Genomic DNA, 15,900 nt, shown 5'->3' with positions numbered 1-15,900 from the left:
ATCCTCCTATTCGCTCTATGGCTATCAACTAATGACCTTAACTATATAGTAGGACTAATGAGTTCTTCAGTCCTATCCAAGAAGACTTTAGCTTTGAGGCAGGGGTTTAAACCCCTGCCGTACTGAGGGAAATAGGGTGTTTGTTGACACCCGTGGTGGGGCAGTACCCACCCTACGATTCTAGCTATTTACACGCTAACAGGAGACTGTTTGCGGCTGAATGTTGCTAAGATGCGATCGCACATTTGCGACGGAGTTAATCCCAAACTGGCAAATGATTGTTCAGGCGTTGCATGATCTACTAATGTATCGGTTACACCCAACCGCATCAGTGGCACGAGGACATTATTGTCGAGCAAAGATTCGGCTACTGCTGAACCGAATCCGCCCATCAAACAGCCTTCTTCCATTGTGACAACTTTGCCGATTCGCTGTGCTAAAGGCAAGATTAATTCTGTGTCCAAAGGCTTGACAAAACGCGCATTGATGACGGTTGCTTCAATGCCGTGTTCGCTCAGAATCTCGGCGGTTTGCATTGCCGGATAAACCATTGAACCGTAACCCAAGATCAGCAAATCGTCGCCGTTGCGGAGAATTTCGGCTTTGCCGATCGGCAATTCTTCCCAACCTTCCTCCATCAAAGGCACACCGTAACCATTGCCGCGCGGGTAACGCATGGTGATCGGGCCGCTTGTGTGGTTGATTCCCGTGACTACCATCCGCTGCAATTCTGCCTCATCTTTTGGTGCCATAACTACCATATTTGGCAGGCACCGCAAGAAGGCAATGTCGTACATCCCTTGGTGAGTGGGGCCGTCAGCACCGACAATGCCTGCGCGATCCAAACAGAAGAAAACTGGCAAATTTTGGATGCAAACATCGTGAATTATTTGGTCATAGCCTCGCTGCACAAATGTCGAGTAAATTGCCACAACCGGGCGCATTCCTTCGCAGGCTAAACCAGCGGATAAAGTCACGGCGTGCTGTTCGGCAATCCCGACATCAATGTACTGTTTAGGCAGTTTTTCATGAAGTTTATCCAGGCCTGTTCCGGTTGCCATAGCAGCGGTAATGCCGACAATTTTTGGATTATCTTCTGCTAGCTTGACGAGGGCGTGGGCAAAGACTTTCGAGTAAGCTGGAGGCTTTGGTTTAGTGGAGGGAATGCCTTTGCCCGTGGCTAAGTTAAAGGGATTTTGGGCGTGATATCCTACTTGGTCTTTTTCGGCGATCGCATATCCTTTGCCTTTCACCGTCACCACATGAACCAACACCGGCCCTTGGATAGTATGAGCTTGTTTGAAAGTGGCAATTAACTCTTCCAAATTGTGTCCGTCTACCGGGCCCATGTAAGTAAAGCCTAATTCTTCAATTACGGCTCCAACTTTCGAGACGGCCAAGCGTTTCATCCCTTCCTTGAGGCGTTCCATTTCTGGAGTAAAAGTTTCGCCCACAAAGGGAATGTGTTTGAATTGTTCCTCTAAGTTATCTTTGAGAAACTGCACCGGTGCCGACAATCGCATCTTGTTCAAATAGCGGGTAATTGCGCCGACGTTGGGCGAGATTGACATCTCGTTGTCGTTGAGCACAACTAACAAATTGGTTTTCGGCATATGGCCCGCGTGGTTGATGGCTTCGAGTGCCATGCCGCCCGTCAATGCGCCGTCGCCGATGACTGCTACAGTTTTAAAGTTTTCCCCTTTGAGGTCGCGCGCCATCGCCATTCCTAACGCTGCGGAAATGCTTGTGGAAGCGTGGCCTGCGCCGAAGTGGTCAAATTTGCTCTCGCAGCGCTTGAGATAGCCTGCAACGCCGTCTTTTTGGCGTAGGGTGTGGAATTGGTTGTAGCGGCCGGTGATTAATTTGTGAGGATAAGCTTGGTGGCCGACATCCCAGGTAACTTTGTCGCGATCGAGGTCGAGTGTTTGGTAGAGTGCTAAGGTCAGTTCGACTACACCCAATCCTGGGCCGAGGTGGCCGCCGCTAGCGGCTACAGTTTCTAAATGCTTTTCTCGAATTTGTCGGGCAATTTGTTCGAGTTGATGAATCGAGAGGCCGTGTAATTGGTTTGGGTGAGTCAGTTCGCTGAGATGCATATTTTAAAATCTTGCTCCTGTGAATCAGGACGAATCCTTAACAGATATAGGTTGTGCCTGCGAGGTTGGGTACACGCAAACGTTAGAATAGTTTAACGGTTATTTGAGAAAAACTGTTAGGCGTAAGATTTTTGTTAGTTTTGGCCTGGTAATTATAGTTAATAAATTGTGCGCCGTCAATCGATTTTCGATTTTCGATTTGAGATTTTCGAGGCGACCCCACGGATAAATGCGGGGGCTTGAGGATTTTCGATTTTCGATTTTCGATTGATTCCACGGATAAATGCGGGGGCTTGTACCACCTTTGAAATTCGTGTCAATATAAAAAAGCTTATGTTGTTAGTTCCTAATCGCTAATTGTTAGCTGCATGGAGATTATTAAGTATTTTTAACTACTTTTTGTAGCGCTGGCTGACTTTTTAGCCATCTTGTTTCTGCAAGCGGACTATGATACAAAATCATTAACTGTGATGGAGCATCTCATATTTGTAAAAACACTTCTTCTGGCTCCTTCCTTCTGCCTCTTTCCTCAAAACTCCAATTTCTAGCTTGGCTGCTTTCATTGAGATGCTCCCCTGTGAAGTGTGATTTATATACAGCGTATTCCAGGTTTATGAAGTACACCCCAGAAACCAGGTTTCTTTACAGTTCTCGCATCCTTACTCATTCTGTTCAAAAAACCCGGTTTCTCGCGATCTACATCTAAATGGAATATGCTGTAAATCAATGACCTCTACCAGAAATCATTCCATTTACACTGGGAAAGTTTTCCCGAATTGGGATAGTAGAGAGCTGCGACGCTCGAAGCATTGTTTTGTCAGCTCAAAAGTCGATTCGGGCGACGGCGAGAGACTCTCCCTTACTCCGCTGATGGCAAAGGAGTTTCCGCTTCTTCGGGCGGCGGAATTTCCGCAGGAGTCGATTCGGGCGCCGGCGAGGGACTCTCGCTATCGGGCGGCGGAATTTCCGCAGGAGTCGATTCGGGCGACGGCGAGGGACTCTCGCTATCGGGCGAGGGAGTCTCCGAAGGACTTGGGGCGGGAGTTTCCGGCGGTGGGGGAACTTGTGCGGGCTCTGGCTGGGGGCTTTGGAGGCTTTGCACCCACAAACCTAAACCGCCGCCGGCTAATATCAGCCCCAACACCCCCAGTAGGGGCAGCGGCAGCTTGGAGCGCTGTTTTTGAAAGGGTTCCGGGGCGGGGGAAGTTTCGGGGTACAACAACTGTTTGGACGATTCTGAAAGCTGAGATTCTGGAATCCTCCCGGACTTCTGGAGGGACGCAGCGACGAGGGAAGGCGGCAGCGACACCGAGGGTGACACTGGCGCTGAGGCCACCGCCGGATCAAACAGTACCAATCTCTCCGGCGACATCCGACAGTGAGTCGCCACCACGGAGGTGTTGTCATAACCGTTTTTCTCGTTGGCGAGACGAATCCAAGACTGAACTGCTGCTTCCAAAGACATTTTGCCCTCAAGCACCTCTGGGGCATAATTCTCCCAAGATTTCTCTACCCAGTCGTTGTCGCTCAAACCGTCGGAACACAGCAGCAGTACGCCTTCCTCTTCGACAATAAATCGCTGAATCGTCGGGCGCAGGAAATCGGCATCCCGCGTTCCCAAAGCTTGAGTCAGGGCTCCTGCATCCGATCGCACTTGAGTCTCCCAGTATAAACAATGTCCTAGCTGGACTTCCCTTGAGGCTACGTCGTCGTCCACAGTCAGCCGGTGACAGTAATTTTTGCCAATCCAATAAGCGCGGCTGTCTCCAACATTGACTAAATAAAGTTCATGACTGTTATTCGAGGGCAAATCCTCGGAAATTTTCACTTTTTGAGGCAACTGGAGGGCCATCACCAAAGTCGTCCCCATCCGCTGCCGCAACTCTTTTCCCTGCTCATTATTTTGAGCGGAAATCACATTATTCACAACTCTGACTATTTCTTCGAGTTGCTTAATTACCATTGTTGGCGTCATCAACTCTTCTTGTTGAGTGATTTCGGCGAGCAAATTTTGGATTAAAGCTTTCATGGACTGGACGGCTAATTGACTGGCAACTTCTCCTCCTTCGTGGCCTCCAACCCCGTCACAAACCATTGTCAAATAAGGAATTAGTTTCTCGCCCCCTGAAGTTTTGCTAAATTGAAAATCAGCAGCAATCGGATAGCAACTGTCTTCATTTTGGGAGCGCTGCGGCCCGGTATCTGTCATGCCGACTACTTCTAAGTGCAGAGGCAATTTAGCGGCTTGTTCTAATAGTAAATCGTTTAGTTCCAGGGCGATCGCGTCGAAATTCATGCTGCTGCGGCGCATAAACTGACAAATTTCTCCGAGTTTCGACTGCACCTCGGGTTGCGCGGATTCCACCAAACCTGACCACACATCTCCCAAATCCCGCAGAGTCGGTACAAAATTTCCCCGGTGCAGTTCCAGCAGGCGTACCCGCCAACCTTCCACCCGCAAATTTTCCGGTACCAGCAAACTCGAAGCGACTCCCTGTTCCGACAGCGGCGTCCACAGTTGGAGCATTTGCCACAGCCAGTATACTTGGCGCGCGCCGGTTGTCCCAGACCAAGCTTGTAAAATAGAAGGATACAGGCTGCCGAAATTATTAATTGGCACATTTTCCAACAACAGCACCTCTGCCGCTTCCGGTGCTTCCCCCAAGGCACAAAAACCGTATACTTCCGGCGTATGCAGCCGTTGGGGATACAAATGCAGGTAAGGCATAATCGTATCCGGCAGTTGTTCCGGGACGCTGGGAGGCAAAGCTGGACGGCTGTCGAGCCAGATTTGGGGTGCAATGACAAAGTATCGATCGGCTATTACCTTACCCGCCGGCACTTCCTCGGCTGCTTGCCCCACCGCCCACACATAGCGATAAATTAAATCCGTTTCGCACGCTGCACAGTGCTGGCGGCCAAAGGTATTGCGGGGATCTGGACAGCTAAGATTCGGGCAATAAATGGGTTCGGAGAAACTGCTGATCATATCGAAATAGTTTGTGTAAAAACATTCTGAAGATATTTGATTCGCCAGCCCAAATTCATGAGCTTGAGAATAAACTGATTTTAGGCCCTATCAATTTCTTAACTGCCTTTGGGCCCCTAGAAATTGTAGTTTCTGCCAGTCTGCACCGGCTAAAATTGTAATCTAAGTTACTAAACTCTGACTTGGAGTACGATGGAAGCCTCAACCTGGTACCACGGCGCGAAAAATCGCTCTGAGGGGCTGCAAGTCGCAAACCCTTGCATAGTCAGTTGTTGGCAATTCTTAAATCTTAAATTTCCAATCTAAGATCTAAATAGTATCACCTATTCTTTTTATGATCTTGACTCCTACGCTCCTTTGGCTGATAGCTGGGTCTTTGCTCTGTTTGGCAGAGATATTTCTCCCCACTGCTTTTGTCGCTTTTATGATGGGACTGAGCGCCTTCGCCGTAGCTGGATGCTCTCTAGTTCTACCTTACGTTAATTTACAAATATTCCTCTGGATGGTATTTTCGACAGTTTTTGTGCTGCTGTCTCGGCGGTTGATACCAAAAGGCACGGCAAGGGCGATCGCAGATTCTCAGGAAGCAAAAACTTTAACAGAAATTCCCCCCGGAGAAGCCGGCCGAGTCATTTATGAGGGGAATTCTTGGCAAGCTCGCTGCGAAGACACGAAGGCCACTATCCCCCCCAACCAAAACGTAATTGTCGTCGGGCGTAAAGGCACTACTCTGATAGTTTTGCCAGAAAATCTCTTGCATTCTTAAACAAAATGTGGAATTGGGAATTGGAAATTGGTAGTTGGGCATTGGGCATTGGGCATTGGGCATTGGGCATTGGCAATAACCAATAACCAATAACCAATAACCAACAGTTAACAATCAACAATTATTAGGAGTCAGTTGTGGAACAAATTTTTTTACTTGTATTTTTAGCACTCGGCGGCTCAGCCCTCGCAGGTTCCGTCAAGATTATCAATCAGGGAAATGAAGCGCTGGTGGAAACTTTAGGTAAATACAGCGGCAAGAAACTGGAACCCGGTTTAAATTTTGTCACGCCGTTTCTCGATCGCGTCGTGTACGAGCAAACCATTCGGGAAAAAGTCTTAGATATTCCCCCGCAAGCTTGTATTACCCGCGACAACGTTTCCTTCACCGTTGATGCTGTGGTTTACTGGCGCATTGTAGACTTGGAAAAAGCTTGTTACAAAGTAGAAAATCTCCAGTCAGCAATGGTAAATATGGTGCTGACTCAAATTCGCGCCGAAATGGGTCAACTGGATCTAGAACAAACCTTTACTGCTCGTTCTCAAATTAATGAAATATTGCTCAGAGATTTAGATATTGTTACCGATCCTTGGGGAGTGAAAGTAACGCGGGTAGAATTGCGGGATATTATCCCTTCTAAAACTGTACAGGAATCGATGGAATTGCAGATGGCAGCCGATCGACGGAAGCGAGCGGCAATTCTGACATCCGAGGGCGAACGCGAGTCAGCAGTTAACAGCGCCAAAGGTAAAGCAGAAGCGCAAGTTCTGGATGCAGAAGCGCGCCAAAAAGCGACTATTTTGGAAGCGGAAGCTCAACAAAAGGCGATCGTCCTGAAAGCTCAAGCAGAACGCCAAAGTCAGGTTTTGAAAGCTCAAGCTACTTCGGAGGCCTTGCAAATTATCGGCAAAACTCTGCAAAATGACCCCAATGCTCGCGAAGCTTTACAATTTTTGCTAGCTCAAAACTATCTGGATATGGGTCTAAAAATTGGCACCAGCGACAGCAGCAAGGTCATGTTTATGGACCCGCGCAGCATTCCCGCTACGCTCGAAGGAATGCGATCGATCGTTGGGGAAGGTAATAATAATGAGGTGAAAAAGTAGGGGAGCATCTCATATTTGTAAAAACACTTCTTCTGGCTCATTTCTTCTTCGTCTTTCCTCGCAGCAAGAGAGCCTCCTGCCTCAAAACTCAAATTTCTAGCTTGGCTGCTTTCATTGAGATGCTCCCAAAAGTAGGGGAGCATCTCATATTTGTAAAAACACTTCTTCTGGCCAATACGGTTCAGTTAAGCTCGATCCCCCCTAGCCTAGGGCGGGCACGGGGGCACCGCCCCTACAAAGGGGGGGACAAGAAATTACTCTTGCGTCTCCCAACAATCAGGGGGAGTAGGGGGTATGCGAGGGGGATCTCGCCCGGAATAAATAGTTTTAACCCAAGCGTATTGTTCTTCTGGCTCCTTCCTTCTGACTCTTTCCTCCTGCCTCGCAGCAAGAGAGCCTCCTGCCTCAAAACTCCAATTTCTAGCTTGGCTGCTTTCATTGAGATGCTCCCCTTGGTATCTATTTAAACATCGATATTCAGGCAACTTCTCTTCGCCGTCAACCTAATAACTCGACACAGTTAAAACGATCGCCTCCCTATCTCCCAACACCAAACCATACTCCAAACCCTCAACCACCGCTTGATAAGAAGCATCCAAAATATTCCCAGAAACCCCCACAGTCGTCCAGCGGTCTTGACCGTTGCTAAACTCAACCAACACGCGAGTTTTAGCAGAAGTTCCCGCACCGGAGTCGAGAATCCGCACCTTATAATCGGTTAAGTTAAAATCAGTAATTGCCGGATAAAAATTCCGCAAAGCCTTCCGCAAAGCCGCATCAAGTGCCGAAACAGGCCCATTTCCTTCCGCGCATTCCAGAATATCTTGACCGTTAACAGTCACTTTCACGGTTGCTAAAGAATTAACTGTTTCCTCCCTACCTTTATCGCAGTGAACTTGAAAACCTTTGATTTCAAATAAACGCTTGCGCTTTCCCAAAGCCTCCCGCATTAACAATTCAAAAGAAGCCTCAGCCCCCTCAAATTGATATCCCTGACTTTCCAAATCTTTCAATTTTTCCAAAATTTGGCGGCAAGCAGGATTTTTGCGATCGAGATCCATTCCAAAAGTGCGGGCCTTCGCCAAAACATTGCTTAAACCCGCTTGATCGGAAATCACAATTCGCCGCCTATTGCCAATTTTTTCCGGTTCTAAATGTTCGTAAGTTAACGGATTTTTCTCAACAGCCGATACGTGGATTCCGCCTTTGTGAGCAAAAGCAGAAAGACCGACAAAAGGAGCACGGTCATCGGGAGCAAGATTGACAATTTCACTAATCGATCGACTTACTTGAGTTAATCTAACTAATTGCTCGTCTTCAATGCAATTCTGACCCAACTTTAGCTGAAAATTAGGAATCAAGGAACATAAATCGGCATTGCCGCAGCGTTCGCCATAACCGTTAATAGTTCCCTGTACCATCCTCACTCCTTCCCGCACAGCAGCCAAAGCATTAGCAACCGCCACTCCTGAGTCGTTGTGAGTGTGAATTCCCAGTTGAACTTGAGACTTTATCCCCCCCTTAATAAGGGGTTGAATTTGAGAATTTCTCCCCCCCTTAATAAGGGGTTGAATTTGAGAATTTCTCCCCCCCTTAATAAGGGGGGGTTGGGGGGGGTGAATTTCCGCTTCCGAATTATCCCAACTTTCTATTATTTCTGCCACCTCGCGAACAACCTGACTGACTTCGTGAGGCAAAGTACCGCCGTTAGTATCGCAAAGAACCAGCCATTCTGCACCGGCATCGGCAGCTACTTCTAAAGTTTTAATAGCATAATCTCGATTGTGTTTGTAGCCGTCAAACCAGTGTTCGGCATCGTAAATAACGCGCCTTCCCTGACTCCGCAAATATTCAATTGTATCTCGAATCATCGCCAGATTTTCTTCGAGCGAGGTCTTCAAACTTTCAATAACGTGCAAATCCCACGACTTGCCAAACAGCGTCACCCAACGAGTACCGGCGGACAAAATAGCCTGCAACATTTCATCATTAGCTGCCGTAGTTCCCGGCCGCCTAGTCGAACAAAAAGCTACAACTTCTGCTTGAGTTAGGGGCTGTTCTTTGAGACGCCAAAAAAATTGTACGTCTTTAGGATTCGCCCCCGGCCAGCCGCCTTCAATAAAGGGAATTCCTAAACTGTCTAACTGTCGAGCAATTCGCAGTTTGTCTTCGAGAGATAAGGAGAGTCCCTCGCACTGAGCACCGTCTCGCAGCGTGGTATCGTAGATCCAGAGCCGATTTGTCATGGGAAATTGCGATCGAGAAATTGCTAATATATCACTTACCATATTAGATGAATTTATTTGAATTTAATGCGATAATATATAGGAAAATTAACATAAATCTAACTGGGGTAAATTGCTGTGGTCAAGGTACAAGCGCAAGGAAAAACATTTGAGTGCGATCGCGGAGCCAATCTCCGTGAAGTTTTGCTCAAAAACGGCATCGATCTCTACAACGGCAACGCCAAAGTCATCAACTGCCACGGCCTCGGTACTTGCGGCACCTGCGCCGTCACCGTCGAGGGCGAAGTTTCCGAGTCCCAGTGGCGCGAAAAAGCCAGACTTTCGGTTCCTCCCCATTCTCCCGCCTCCAACCGCCGTTTGTCCTGCCAAACCAAGGTTTTAGGCGATATTAAGGTGACAAAATATGACGGTTTCTGGGGTCAAGGTTCTGAAACTGTCTGGAAACCCCAAGCATAGATTTTTTGTTAAGGAAGGCAGATAGGACGATCGCCTTGCCAGATAATCTGTAAGACTTGTGCAAGAATTCTAACTGTAAGGTGCACCGGGGGCACCTTACCATAAAGAAACCCGAGAGGTCAATCGATTTTAGATTTTAGATTTTAGATTTTAGATTGAAGCATTGACCCCACGGATAAATTCGGGGGCTTGTTTATGGGATACACGTTTTTTATTTATTTCTCCACGGATAAATCCGGGGGCTTGTATCCTAGATGCTTTCGGTTAAAAAACCCAGAAAGTCCATATAAAAGTTAATGAATTCATCTAAAGATATTCTGATTATTGGCGGCGGAATAATTGGTCTTTCGCTAGCAGTAGAACTGAAATTGCGAGGGGCATCTGTCGCGGTTCTCACCGCCGATTCTAAACCACCGACGGCCCGGGCTGCCGCTGGAATGCTTGCCCCGCAAGCCGAACGAATTACACCCAGTCCGATGCTGGATTTGTGCTTGCAAAGCCGCGCACTGTATCCCGCCTGGGTGGAACAGCTAGAAGATATTACCGGATTGAAAACGGGATATTGGCGATCGGGAATTCTCGCACCAGTTTGTCAAAATGAGCCTCAAGAAAAGCCGCTTTTGTCAAACCTTAACTCTCAATGGTTGGACAGAGATACTGTTCGCCAGCACCAGTTTGGATTAGGTCAAGAAGTAATGGGCGGTTGGTGGTATCCTGACGACGCTCAAGTTGACAACCGCGCTTTATTTCGGACGCTTCAGGCCGCAACTAAAGAATTGCAGATTGAGATTATTCAAGGCAATGCAGGGGAAATTATTCGGCAGGGAAACCGAGTTGTTGGCATTGAAACAACAGCAGGAAAATTGCAAGCAGACCGTTATGTTTTGGCTGCCGGTGCTTGGTCTGAGCAGTTATTGAATGTTCCTGTTTTTCCAAGAAAGGGACAAATGCTGTCAGTATGTGTACCAGAAGATTGTGGAGTTATCCAGCCCCTGCAAACAGTTCTATTCGGGACGGGCATTTATATTGTGCCGCGTCAAGATGGCAGAATTATTATTGGTGCAACTAGCGAAAATGTGGATTTTACACCTGGCAATACGCCTGCAGGAATGCACACTTTGCTAGCAGGAGCGATTAAGTTATATCCCGAATTACAAAATTATCCGATTCTGGAGTTTTGGTGGGGATTTCGGCCAGCTACGACCGATGAGTTGCCGATTTTGGGTGCTAGTGCTTGGGAGAATTTGACATGGGCTACGGGGCATTACCGCAATGGCATTTTGTTGGCTCCGGTGACGGCTAAATTGTTGGCTGATTTGATTTGGAATCAGAAATCAGAGCCGTTATTGGCTGCTTTTCATTATTCGAGGTTTCCTGAATCTTGGAAGGTTGAAAATGGTAAATAGTGAGATTTGTTGCTTTTTTAAGACGAGGCAGAGCCGCAGAACGAGAAACGAAAGTCAACCAAAAGGATATTTTTTGCTATAATCTAATCAGCACAATAGGGTTTTGTAAGTTATGACTTTCAGTGATGTGGTCGAGACGATCAAGAATCTTTCTACTGACGAAAAGCAAGAGCTTCAACTGTTGTTGAAGCAATATCTCCGGGAAGAACGTCGCGAAGAGATGTATCAAAACTTTAAGTCAGCGCAGATTGAACAACAAAAAGGTGAACTGAAATTTTCCGCTAACATCAATGAACTCAGAGTAATGATAGAGGAATAATCGTGGAAGTCAGTTTCAGTTCTTCATTCAAGCGTGATTTCAAAAAGCGGATCAAAGGCGATGCTGATTTGGAGGCTAGGTTTTGGCAAAAGCTGGAACAGTTCATCAGAGAGCCGTTTGAACCAAGCTTAAAAACTCATAAATTGTCCGGTAGGCTCAAGGAGTTTTGGAGCTTTAGCGTAGATTACGACGAAAGGGTACTTTTCTACTTTACAGAAGACGGAAAAGCCGTGTTTGTAGATTTGGGAAGTCATGATGAAGTATATTAATCGACACAACAGTGGCTAAAGTACCGCTGTAAGTAGCGCGCCTAACCATTTTTTTGTAAGTCCTCAATTAGTTTGCATCCTGTTTTTTGGGTTGGTTTAATTCTCTGCATTTAGCGGCAGCCAAATCGTAAGCATTTTGGTAATCGCTACCGCCTAACATCAAATCGCCGTAATATTCATAAGGTTGATTGCCATAAATCGGCAGCGGGTCGTCTTCAGGATAATCTTCTTTTGATTCTTCTAGGATTGCTTTGAGTTTCTTGACGCTGAAGCGCTGGACTGGGAAGTAATGAATGTCTTGAGCGATGAAACCGAGATGGGGAAAGGTTGGGTCCACAATTCGCTCGTCGAGTTCAATCCAGCTATACTCGATGGGTTTATATGGCACTCCGGGCACAGCTAAAAAGCCTTGAACATAAATTGCGCCCTCGGTGGCTAATGCTGCTTTACAAGCGTTGTCAAAGCAGTTTTTACGGTTGCTTTTGATGCGAGCGGCCATTTCAATAGAAAGCGTCTCATCTAATAGTTCGGTCATAACCCATTTCTAGTCGCGTGTGCGATTAGATTGTAGCAAATCCGAGCTATCTCCGAGCACAAAAAACGCAGGCAATTGCGATCGTCCTTCAAATTATATTCTCAAGGAGTTGATCCAAAATCCTCTGCGCTTCTGGATGTTGTGCCAGCTTTGGTTTCCGGGGCGGGCGGTTTGTCGATCGCCCCTATAGCCCGCCAATAAAAAGTTTTCGCCAGTATCCCAACTTTTGAGCGTGCGATCGAGTTGAGGGTAGATCCCGGTACGGTAAAGTGTGGCACAGACGATGCAAGCAAAAATAGCGGCATACTACATCACCAAAGGTCGATCGTGCAACCAATCAATCATATTAATGCCTTCCGGTGCAGCAATTTGTTCGGCTGCTAACAGGCTTCACAGTTTTTTTTGTAAACAAACCAGAGTTGTGATAACCTCATAAATGTGCAAAAATCGGTTCCCACAAAAAAACCTTTGGAAGAAACGGGGAAAGTCCGGGGTAAATCCGCCACTGTCCCGCAACTGTGATGCTAAGCTAAGCACTTATCCACACACCATAGATATACTGAATGAAAAGCGCGATCAAAAAGTCGGATTTTGTGCTGGCTCCTTATATGAATAGCAACAATGTGAAAGCTACTTGCCAAATACTCAATACAGTTATTCCTTATATATTCTTATGGTTTTTAGCATTTAAAGCTGCTGCTATTTCTGTATTCTTGCTGCCGCCGATAATGGTGTTAATGACACTTTTTTCAGGACGTTGTTTCTCTTTGATGCACGATTGCGGACACTATTCTCTTTTTAGTTCCAAAAAAGTCAATCGCCTTATGGGTTTTCTGCTAGGTATCATCAATGCGATTCCTCAGTACCCCTGGTCGAGGGGGCACGCTTATCACCACAAACATAATGGTAATTGGGATATGTACCGAGGCCCTTCGGCGTTGATATCCACCGAAAAATTTGCGGCGCTAAGTCCATTTAGTCAAAAGATGTATCAGTTACTCAGACACCCATTGATGCTGTTTCCCGGTGGTTTTTTCTATCTAATTATTAAGCCAAGACTCGCGCTGATATTGGGAATTACGGGTTTTATCCGACATATTTTTGCTTGTCTCAAGCAAGATTTTGGCATGGGTTTATCTGCAATTATTGCTTCTTATAAATCCAAACATTGGTATACGACGGCTGAGTTTTGGGATTTACTGTTCAACAATATTTGTGTTCTTGGTAGCTGGATTTATCTGAGCAACTTACTGGGGTTTGGCTTTTTCTGGAGTGTTTACTCAATTGTCATGACCTGTTCTGCAGCGATATTTATCTGTATTTTCTTTGTTCAGCATAATTTTGACGGTTCCTACGCTCATAAAGCAGAAAATTGGGACTATCTTCTGGGCGCAATTGAAGGCAGTAGTTACCTAAAATTACCGACTATTCTCAATTGGTTTTCTGCTGATATTGCTTACCACAATATTCATCATCTTTCTGAGCGAATACCTAACTATAATCTTCAGGCTTGTCACAATACTAATATTCACCTGCTGGCTAATTCAAAATCACTGAGAATTCGCGATATTCCTGACTGCTTCCAATTCATTCTTTGGGATGCTGCTTCAGATAGTCTGCAATCGATTAAATTATTTCATCAACAAGAAGAAATTCCCTTGAGTAATATAGCTAATTAAAATCGGTGGGCAATAAATTTGGTTGCTTTTTTATCACCAAAATCCTATGATTAGGGATGCAGCTAGTGGCATAAATTTTAACAGTAACTTTCCTAGTTAAGTAGGTGGTTACAAATAAACATTAGATGGGTCTGGCGGGTTTAACCGGGAGCTATGCTAGCAGCCTGTTATTCTGACAAAACCCGCCCTCCTCGTGACCAGTTTATTTGCACCAACAGGACTTACGCAATGACGCTATATATAGCGCATTAAGGATCTGGCGATCGCCAACAGTCTGACTCAGGCGATCGCTAGATAAAAAGAGAATCAATGTGTGTTTGAATTGAGGAGTCAACTAAATAAATTTCAGCTTAAGAGAGGCATGTTTAAGCTCTTGGCTGAGGTAATCTGCTAACAAACTAGCTTTTAACTGATACCAATTTTCAAAAATCATGCAACAGTAGCTAGGGCTGACAAAATGTAATCCCATCCAGTTATAGATGCTATTGTCTCTGTATAAAATTCTTTAAGATAAGCGCAAACTTTTTCTTTAATACCATATCAATCATCATAAATGTCCCAACTCAGTTCTTGTTTAATGTGCTGCTATACTCTTTCGATTGGATTCAATTCAGGGCCTCCGGGTGGTTGGAATATCAAGATAACATGAGCGGGTATTTTTAGCTTACTACCATGATGAAATCTCCCATTATCTAATTGGATAAGATTTAAATTATCCGGATATGGTTCTGCTAATTTAGCTAAAAATATTTGAAAGCAGAGACCCAGAAAAATGTGAGAACTCTAACCAAAAACTTTCTCCAGTTTTCGGGGCAACTGGCCCATATAAATAGAAGGCTTTAAAATTCCATTGAACTTTACCTTTTGGCTTAACTCCCAAAGCTGTAATTGTTTTTCTCTCAATCGTTTTTAAGCCAATTCTAGTTTCATCTTGAGACCAATCCTTGACCCCATTTTTTGCTGGATTAGGAGTCTTAGACTCCAACCATAAAGGCATTTTCAGCAATTTATTGAGTGTATTTTTGAAAGCGATAGCTGCTTGCTCATTTTTTTTATACTCTTTGCGTCTTGGTACTTTTAGTTTAGCTTTCATTCGATAGTGTAAGTGTTTGTATAATGTGTGATAATTGAGTGATATTTTATAGTTGTTTTCCACCCATTTCGCAATTTGCTTATAACTCTTGAATTCACAGGACTCATCACTTAACTTTTTTGACAATCCAGCTATTACGCCCTGCAAGAATTACTCGCGGTCTACCCGTTGATTGCCGTATTCCTAACAATCCTGATAGACCGCCAATACTATATTTTTTCAACCATCTATAGCGGTTCTCAAGCGTGGTGAGGTATGCCCTATGCCCACGGAGGCCACGGAGGCCTATGCCCATGAGTACCTCATCTTTCTGAGAAAGGCTATATGTACAGTAACTCTATGTACCCCTAAACGTTCAGCTACATCTGTCAGACTTAGACTATAGCCAGCTTTTAAGCAATAAAGTGCGTGGATTTTTTGTCGATTAATTACAGTTCGTTGTTGTGACAAAATTATTTTCAACTCCTTGACTGTTGCATCACTTCTTTCTTGATATAGCAATCCTAAATCATTTGTAAAAATATGTAGGGGTAGTGCTACCCCTACTCCCCGTGCCTACCCCAGTCAAGGCGGGGCAACCGGGCGTGGGGAGAGCCCCTACAAGAATTACACGAATCATTTAGGATTGCTATAGTTGACCTTCATAAAAAATCCCTTAATTTTCTGACCTTGTAGCACTTATTTGGCAAAAGGGAATTAATTCACTTGTGTCATGTGAATAGGGTATTGAGCCGAGATATGTGTAAAAAAGTGCAACATTAATCGCAATGCCTTATCAGGTAAAGGTTTGAAGTGCTACTTTGCGGTTGATGACAGCTTCGCTATTTTTAGGCCTTCTTGGCTCGCATTTTCAATCACCCAATCTGTACGGTAAGGAATAGCTGCCTCCATGACTTGATGAATGAGCGGAGAATGAAACAGCCCAGTCTCCCCGCCGAGG

The 15,900-nt window shown here is 45.5% G+C and carries 13 protein-coding genes; 7 read left to right on the top strand and 6 right to left on the bottom strand.

Translation table 11 applies throughout. The annotated features are described in order from the left end of the window. Positions 1 to 188 precede the first annotated feature (188 nt). Positions 189 to 2,096, bottom strand: coding sequence for a 1-deoxy-D-xylulose-5-phosphate synthase (gene dxs / locus QUB35_RS24825; RefSeq protein WP_333144337.1), 1,908 nt, complete (start codon positions 2,094 to 2,096; stop codon positions 189 to 191). An 859-nt stretch (positions 2,097 to 2,955) separates the two neighbouring features. After that, the gene (locus tag QUB35_RS24820; protein WP_333144336.1) at positions 2,956 to 5,085 is read right to left on the bottom strand and encodes a protein phosphatase 2C domain-containing protein; all 2,130 of its coding nucleotides are present in this window, start codon (positions 5,083 to 5,085) and stop codon (positions 2,956 to 2,958) included. 334 nt (positions 5,086 to 5,419) lie between these two features. Between QUB35_RS24820 and QUB35_RS24815 the strand changes: the two genes are divergently transcribed. Next, positions 5,420 to 5,851: an NfeD family protein gene (locus QUB35_RS24815; RefSeq protein WP_333144335.1), complete on the top strand. Its 432-nt coding sequence runs from the start codon at positions 5,420 to 5,422 to the stop codon at positions 5,849 to 5,851. A gap of 137 nt (positions 5,852 to 5,988) precedes the next feature. After that, a complete protein-coding gene (locus tag QUB35_RS24810) occupies positions 5,989 to 6,957 on the top strand; it encodes an SPFH domain-containing protein (RefSeq protein ID WP_333144334.1) in 969 nt (322 codons plus the stop codon). 503 nt (positions 6,958 to 7,460) lie between these two features. Here QUB35_RS24810 and cimA read toward each other — a convergent pair. Continuing rightward, on the bottom strand, positions 7,461 to 9,245 hold the full coding sequence (gene cimA / locus QUB35_RS24805) for a citramalate synthase (RefSeq protein ID WP_445252071.1): 1,785 nt from the start codon (positions 9,243 to 9,245) through the stop codon (positions 7,461 to 7,463). 75 nt (positions 9,246 to 9,320) lie between these two features. Between cimA and QUB35_RS24800 the strand changes: the two genes are divergently transcribed. The 4 genes from QUB35_RS24800 (at position 9,321) to QUB35_RS24785 (ending at position 11,653) form a co-directional block, all read left to right on the top strand. After that, positions 9,321 to 9,659, top strand: a complete 339-nt coding sequence (locus QUB35_RS24800; RefSeq protein ID WP_333144333.1) for a 2Fe-2S iron-sulfur cluster-binding protein — start codon at positions 9,321 to 9,323, stop codon at positions 9,657 to 9,659. A 296-nt stretch (positions 9,660 to 9,955) separates the two neighbouring features. Beyond that, positions 9,956 to 11,065 (top strand): glycine oxidase ThiO, encoded by a 1,110-nt coding sequence (thiO, locus tag QUB35_RS24795; RefSeq protein WP_333144332.1) that lies wholly within the window; start codon positions 9,956 to 9,958, stop codon positions 11,063 to 11,065. A 112-nt stretch (positions 11,066 to 11,177) separates the two neighbouring features. Next, positions 11,178 to 11,384: a hypothetical protein gene (locus QUB35_RS24790; protein ID WP_190734189.1), complete on the top strand. Its 207-nt coding sequence runs from the start codon at positions 11,178 to 11,180 to the stop codon at positions 11,382 to 11,384. Between the two features lie 2 nt (positions 11,385 to 11,386). Further along, positions 11,387 to 11,653 (top strand): type II toxin-antitoxin system mRNA interferase toxin, RelE/StbE family, encoded by a 267-nt coding sequence (locus QUB35_RS24785; RefSeq protein WP_333144331.1) that lies wholly within the window; start codon positions 11,387 to 11,389, stop codon positions 11,651 to 11,653. A gap of 67 nt (positions 11,654 to 11,720) precedes the next feature. Here QUB35_RS24785 and QUB35_RS24780 read toward each other — a convergent pair whose 3' ends face one another. Further along, positions 11,721 to 12,188, bottom strand: coding sequence for a hypothetical protein (locus QUB35_RS24780; protein ID WP_190734193.1), 468 nt, complete (start codon positions 12,186 to 12,188; stop codon positions 11,721 to 11,723). Between the two features lie 101 nt (positions 12,189 to 12,289). Further along, positions 12,290 to 12,493, bottom strand: coding sequence for a hypothetical protein (locus QUB35_RS24775; RefSeq protein WP_333144330.1), 204 nt, complete (start codon positions 12,491 to 12,493; stop codon positions 12,290 to 12,292). A 258-nt stretch (positions 12,494 to 12,751) separates the two neighbouring features. Between QUB35_RS24775 and QUB35_RS24770 the strand changes: the two genes are divergently transcribed. Beyond that, positions 12,752 to 13,867, top strand: a complete 1,116-nt coding sequence (locus QUB35_RS24770; RefSeq protein WP_333144329.1) for a fatty acid desaturase — start codon at positions 12,752 to 12,754, stop codon at positions 13,865 to 13,867. Positions 13,868 to 14,603: 736 nt separating this feature from the next. Here QUB35_RS24770 and QUB35_RS24765 read toward each other — a convergent pair. Further along, entirely contained in the window at positions 14,604 to 14,960 is a 357-nt protein-coding gene (locus tag QUB35_RS24765) for a hypothetical protein (RefSeq protein ID WP_333144328.1), read from the bottom strand. Positions 14,961 to 15,900 lie beyond the last annotated feature (940 nt).

Origin of the sequence: Microcoleus sp. B13-B6, assembly GCF_036705405.1 — a bacterium.
In the GTDB taxonomy this organism is placed as follows: Bacteria; Cyanobacteriota; Cyanobacteriia; order Cyanobacteriales; family Microcoleaceae; genus Microcoleus.
This window is presented reverse-complemented; position numbering and strand designations above follow the sequence as displayed.

What these genes read in the sequence shown, in the direction of transcription:
- cimA (WP_445252071.1), bottom strand. Translation starts at nt 9,245, where the DNA reads ATGGTAAGTGATATATTAGCAATTTCTCGATCGCAATTTCCCATGACA.
- thiO (WP_333144332.1), top strand. Translation starts at nt 9,956, where the DNA reads ATGAATTCATCTAAAGATATTCTGATTATTGGCGGCGGAATAATTGGT.
- QUB35_RS24770 (WP_333144329.1), top strand. Translation starts at nt 12,752, where the DNA reads ATGAAAAGCGCGATCAAAAAGTCGGATTTTGTGCTGGCTCCTTATATG.
- dxs (WP_333144337.1), bottom strand. Translation starts at nt 2,096, where the DNA reads ATGCATCTCAGCGAACTGACTCACCCAAACCAATTACACGGCCTCTCG.
- QUB35_RS24790 (WP_190734189.1), top strand. Translation starts at nt 11,178, where the DNA reads ATGACTTTCAGTGATGTGGTCGAGACGATCAAGAATCTTTCTACTGAC.
- QUB35_RS24780 (WP_190734193.1), bottom strand. Translation starts at nt 12,188, where the DNA reads ATGACCGAACTATTAGATGAGACGCTTTCTATTGAAATGGCCGCTCGC.
- QUB35_RS24765 (WP_333144328.1), bottom strand. Translation starts at nt 14,960, where the DNA reads ATGAAAGCTAAACTAAAAGTACCAAGACGCAAAGAGTATAAAAAAAAT.
- QUB35_RS24820 (WP_333144336.1), bottom strand. Translation starts at nt 5,085, where the DNA reads ATGATCAGCAGTTTCTCCGAACCCATTTATTGCCCGAATCTTAGCTGT.
- QUB35_RS24775 (WP_333144330.1), bottom strand. Translation starts at nt 12,493, where the DNA reads ATGCCGCTATTTTTGCTTGCATCGTCTGTGCCACACTTTACCGTACCG.
- QUB35_RS24815 (WP_333144335.1), top strand. Translation starts at nt 5,420, where the DNA reads ATGATCTTGACTCCTACGCTCCTTTGGCTGATAGCTGGGTCTTTGCTC.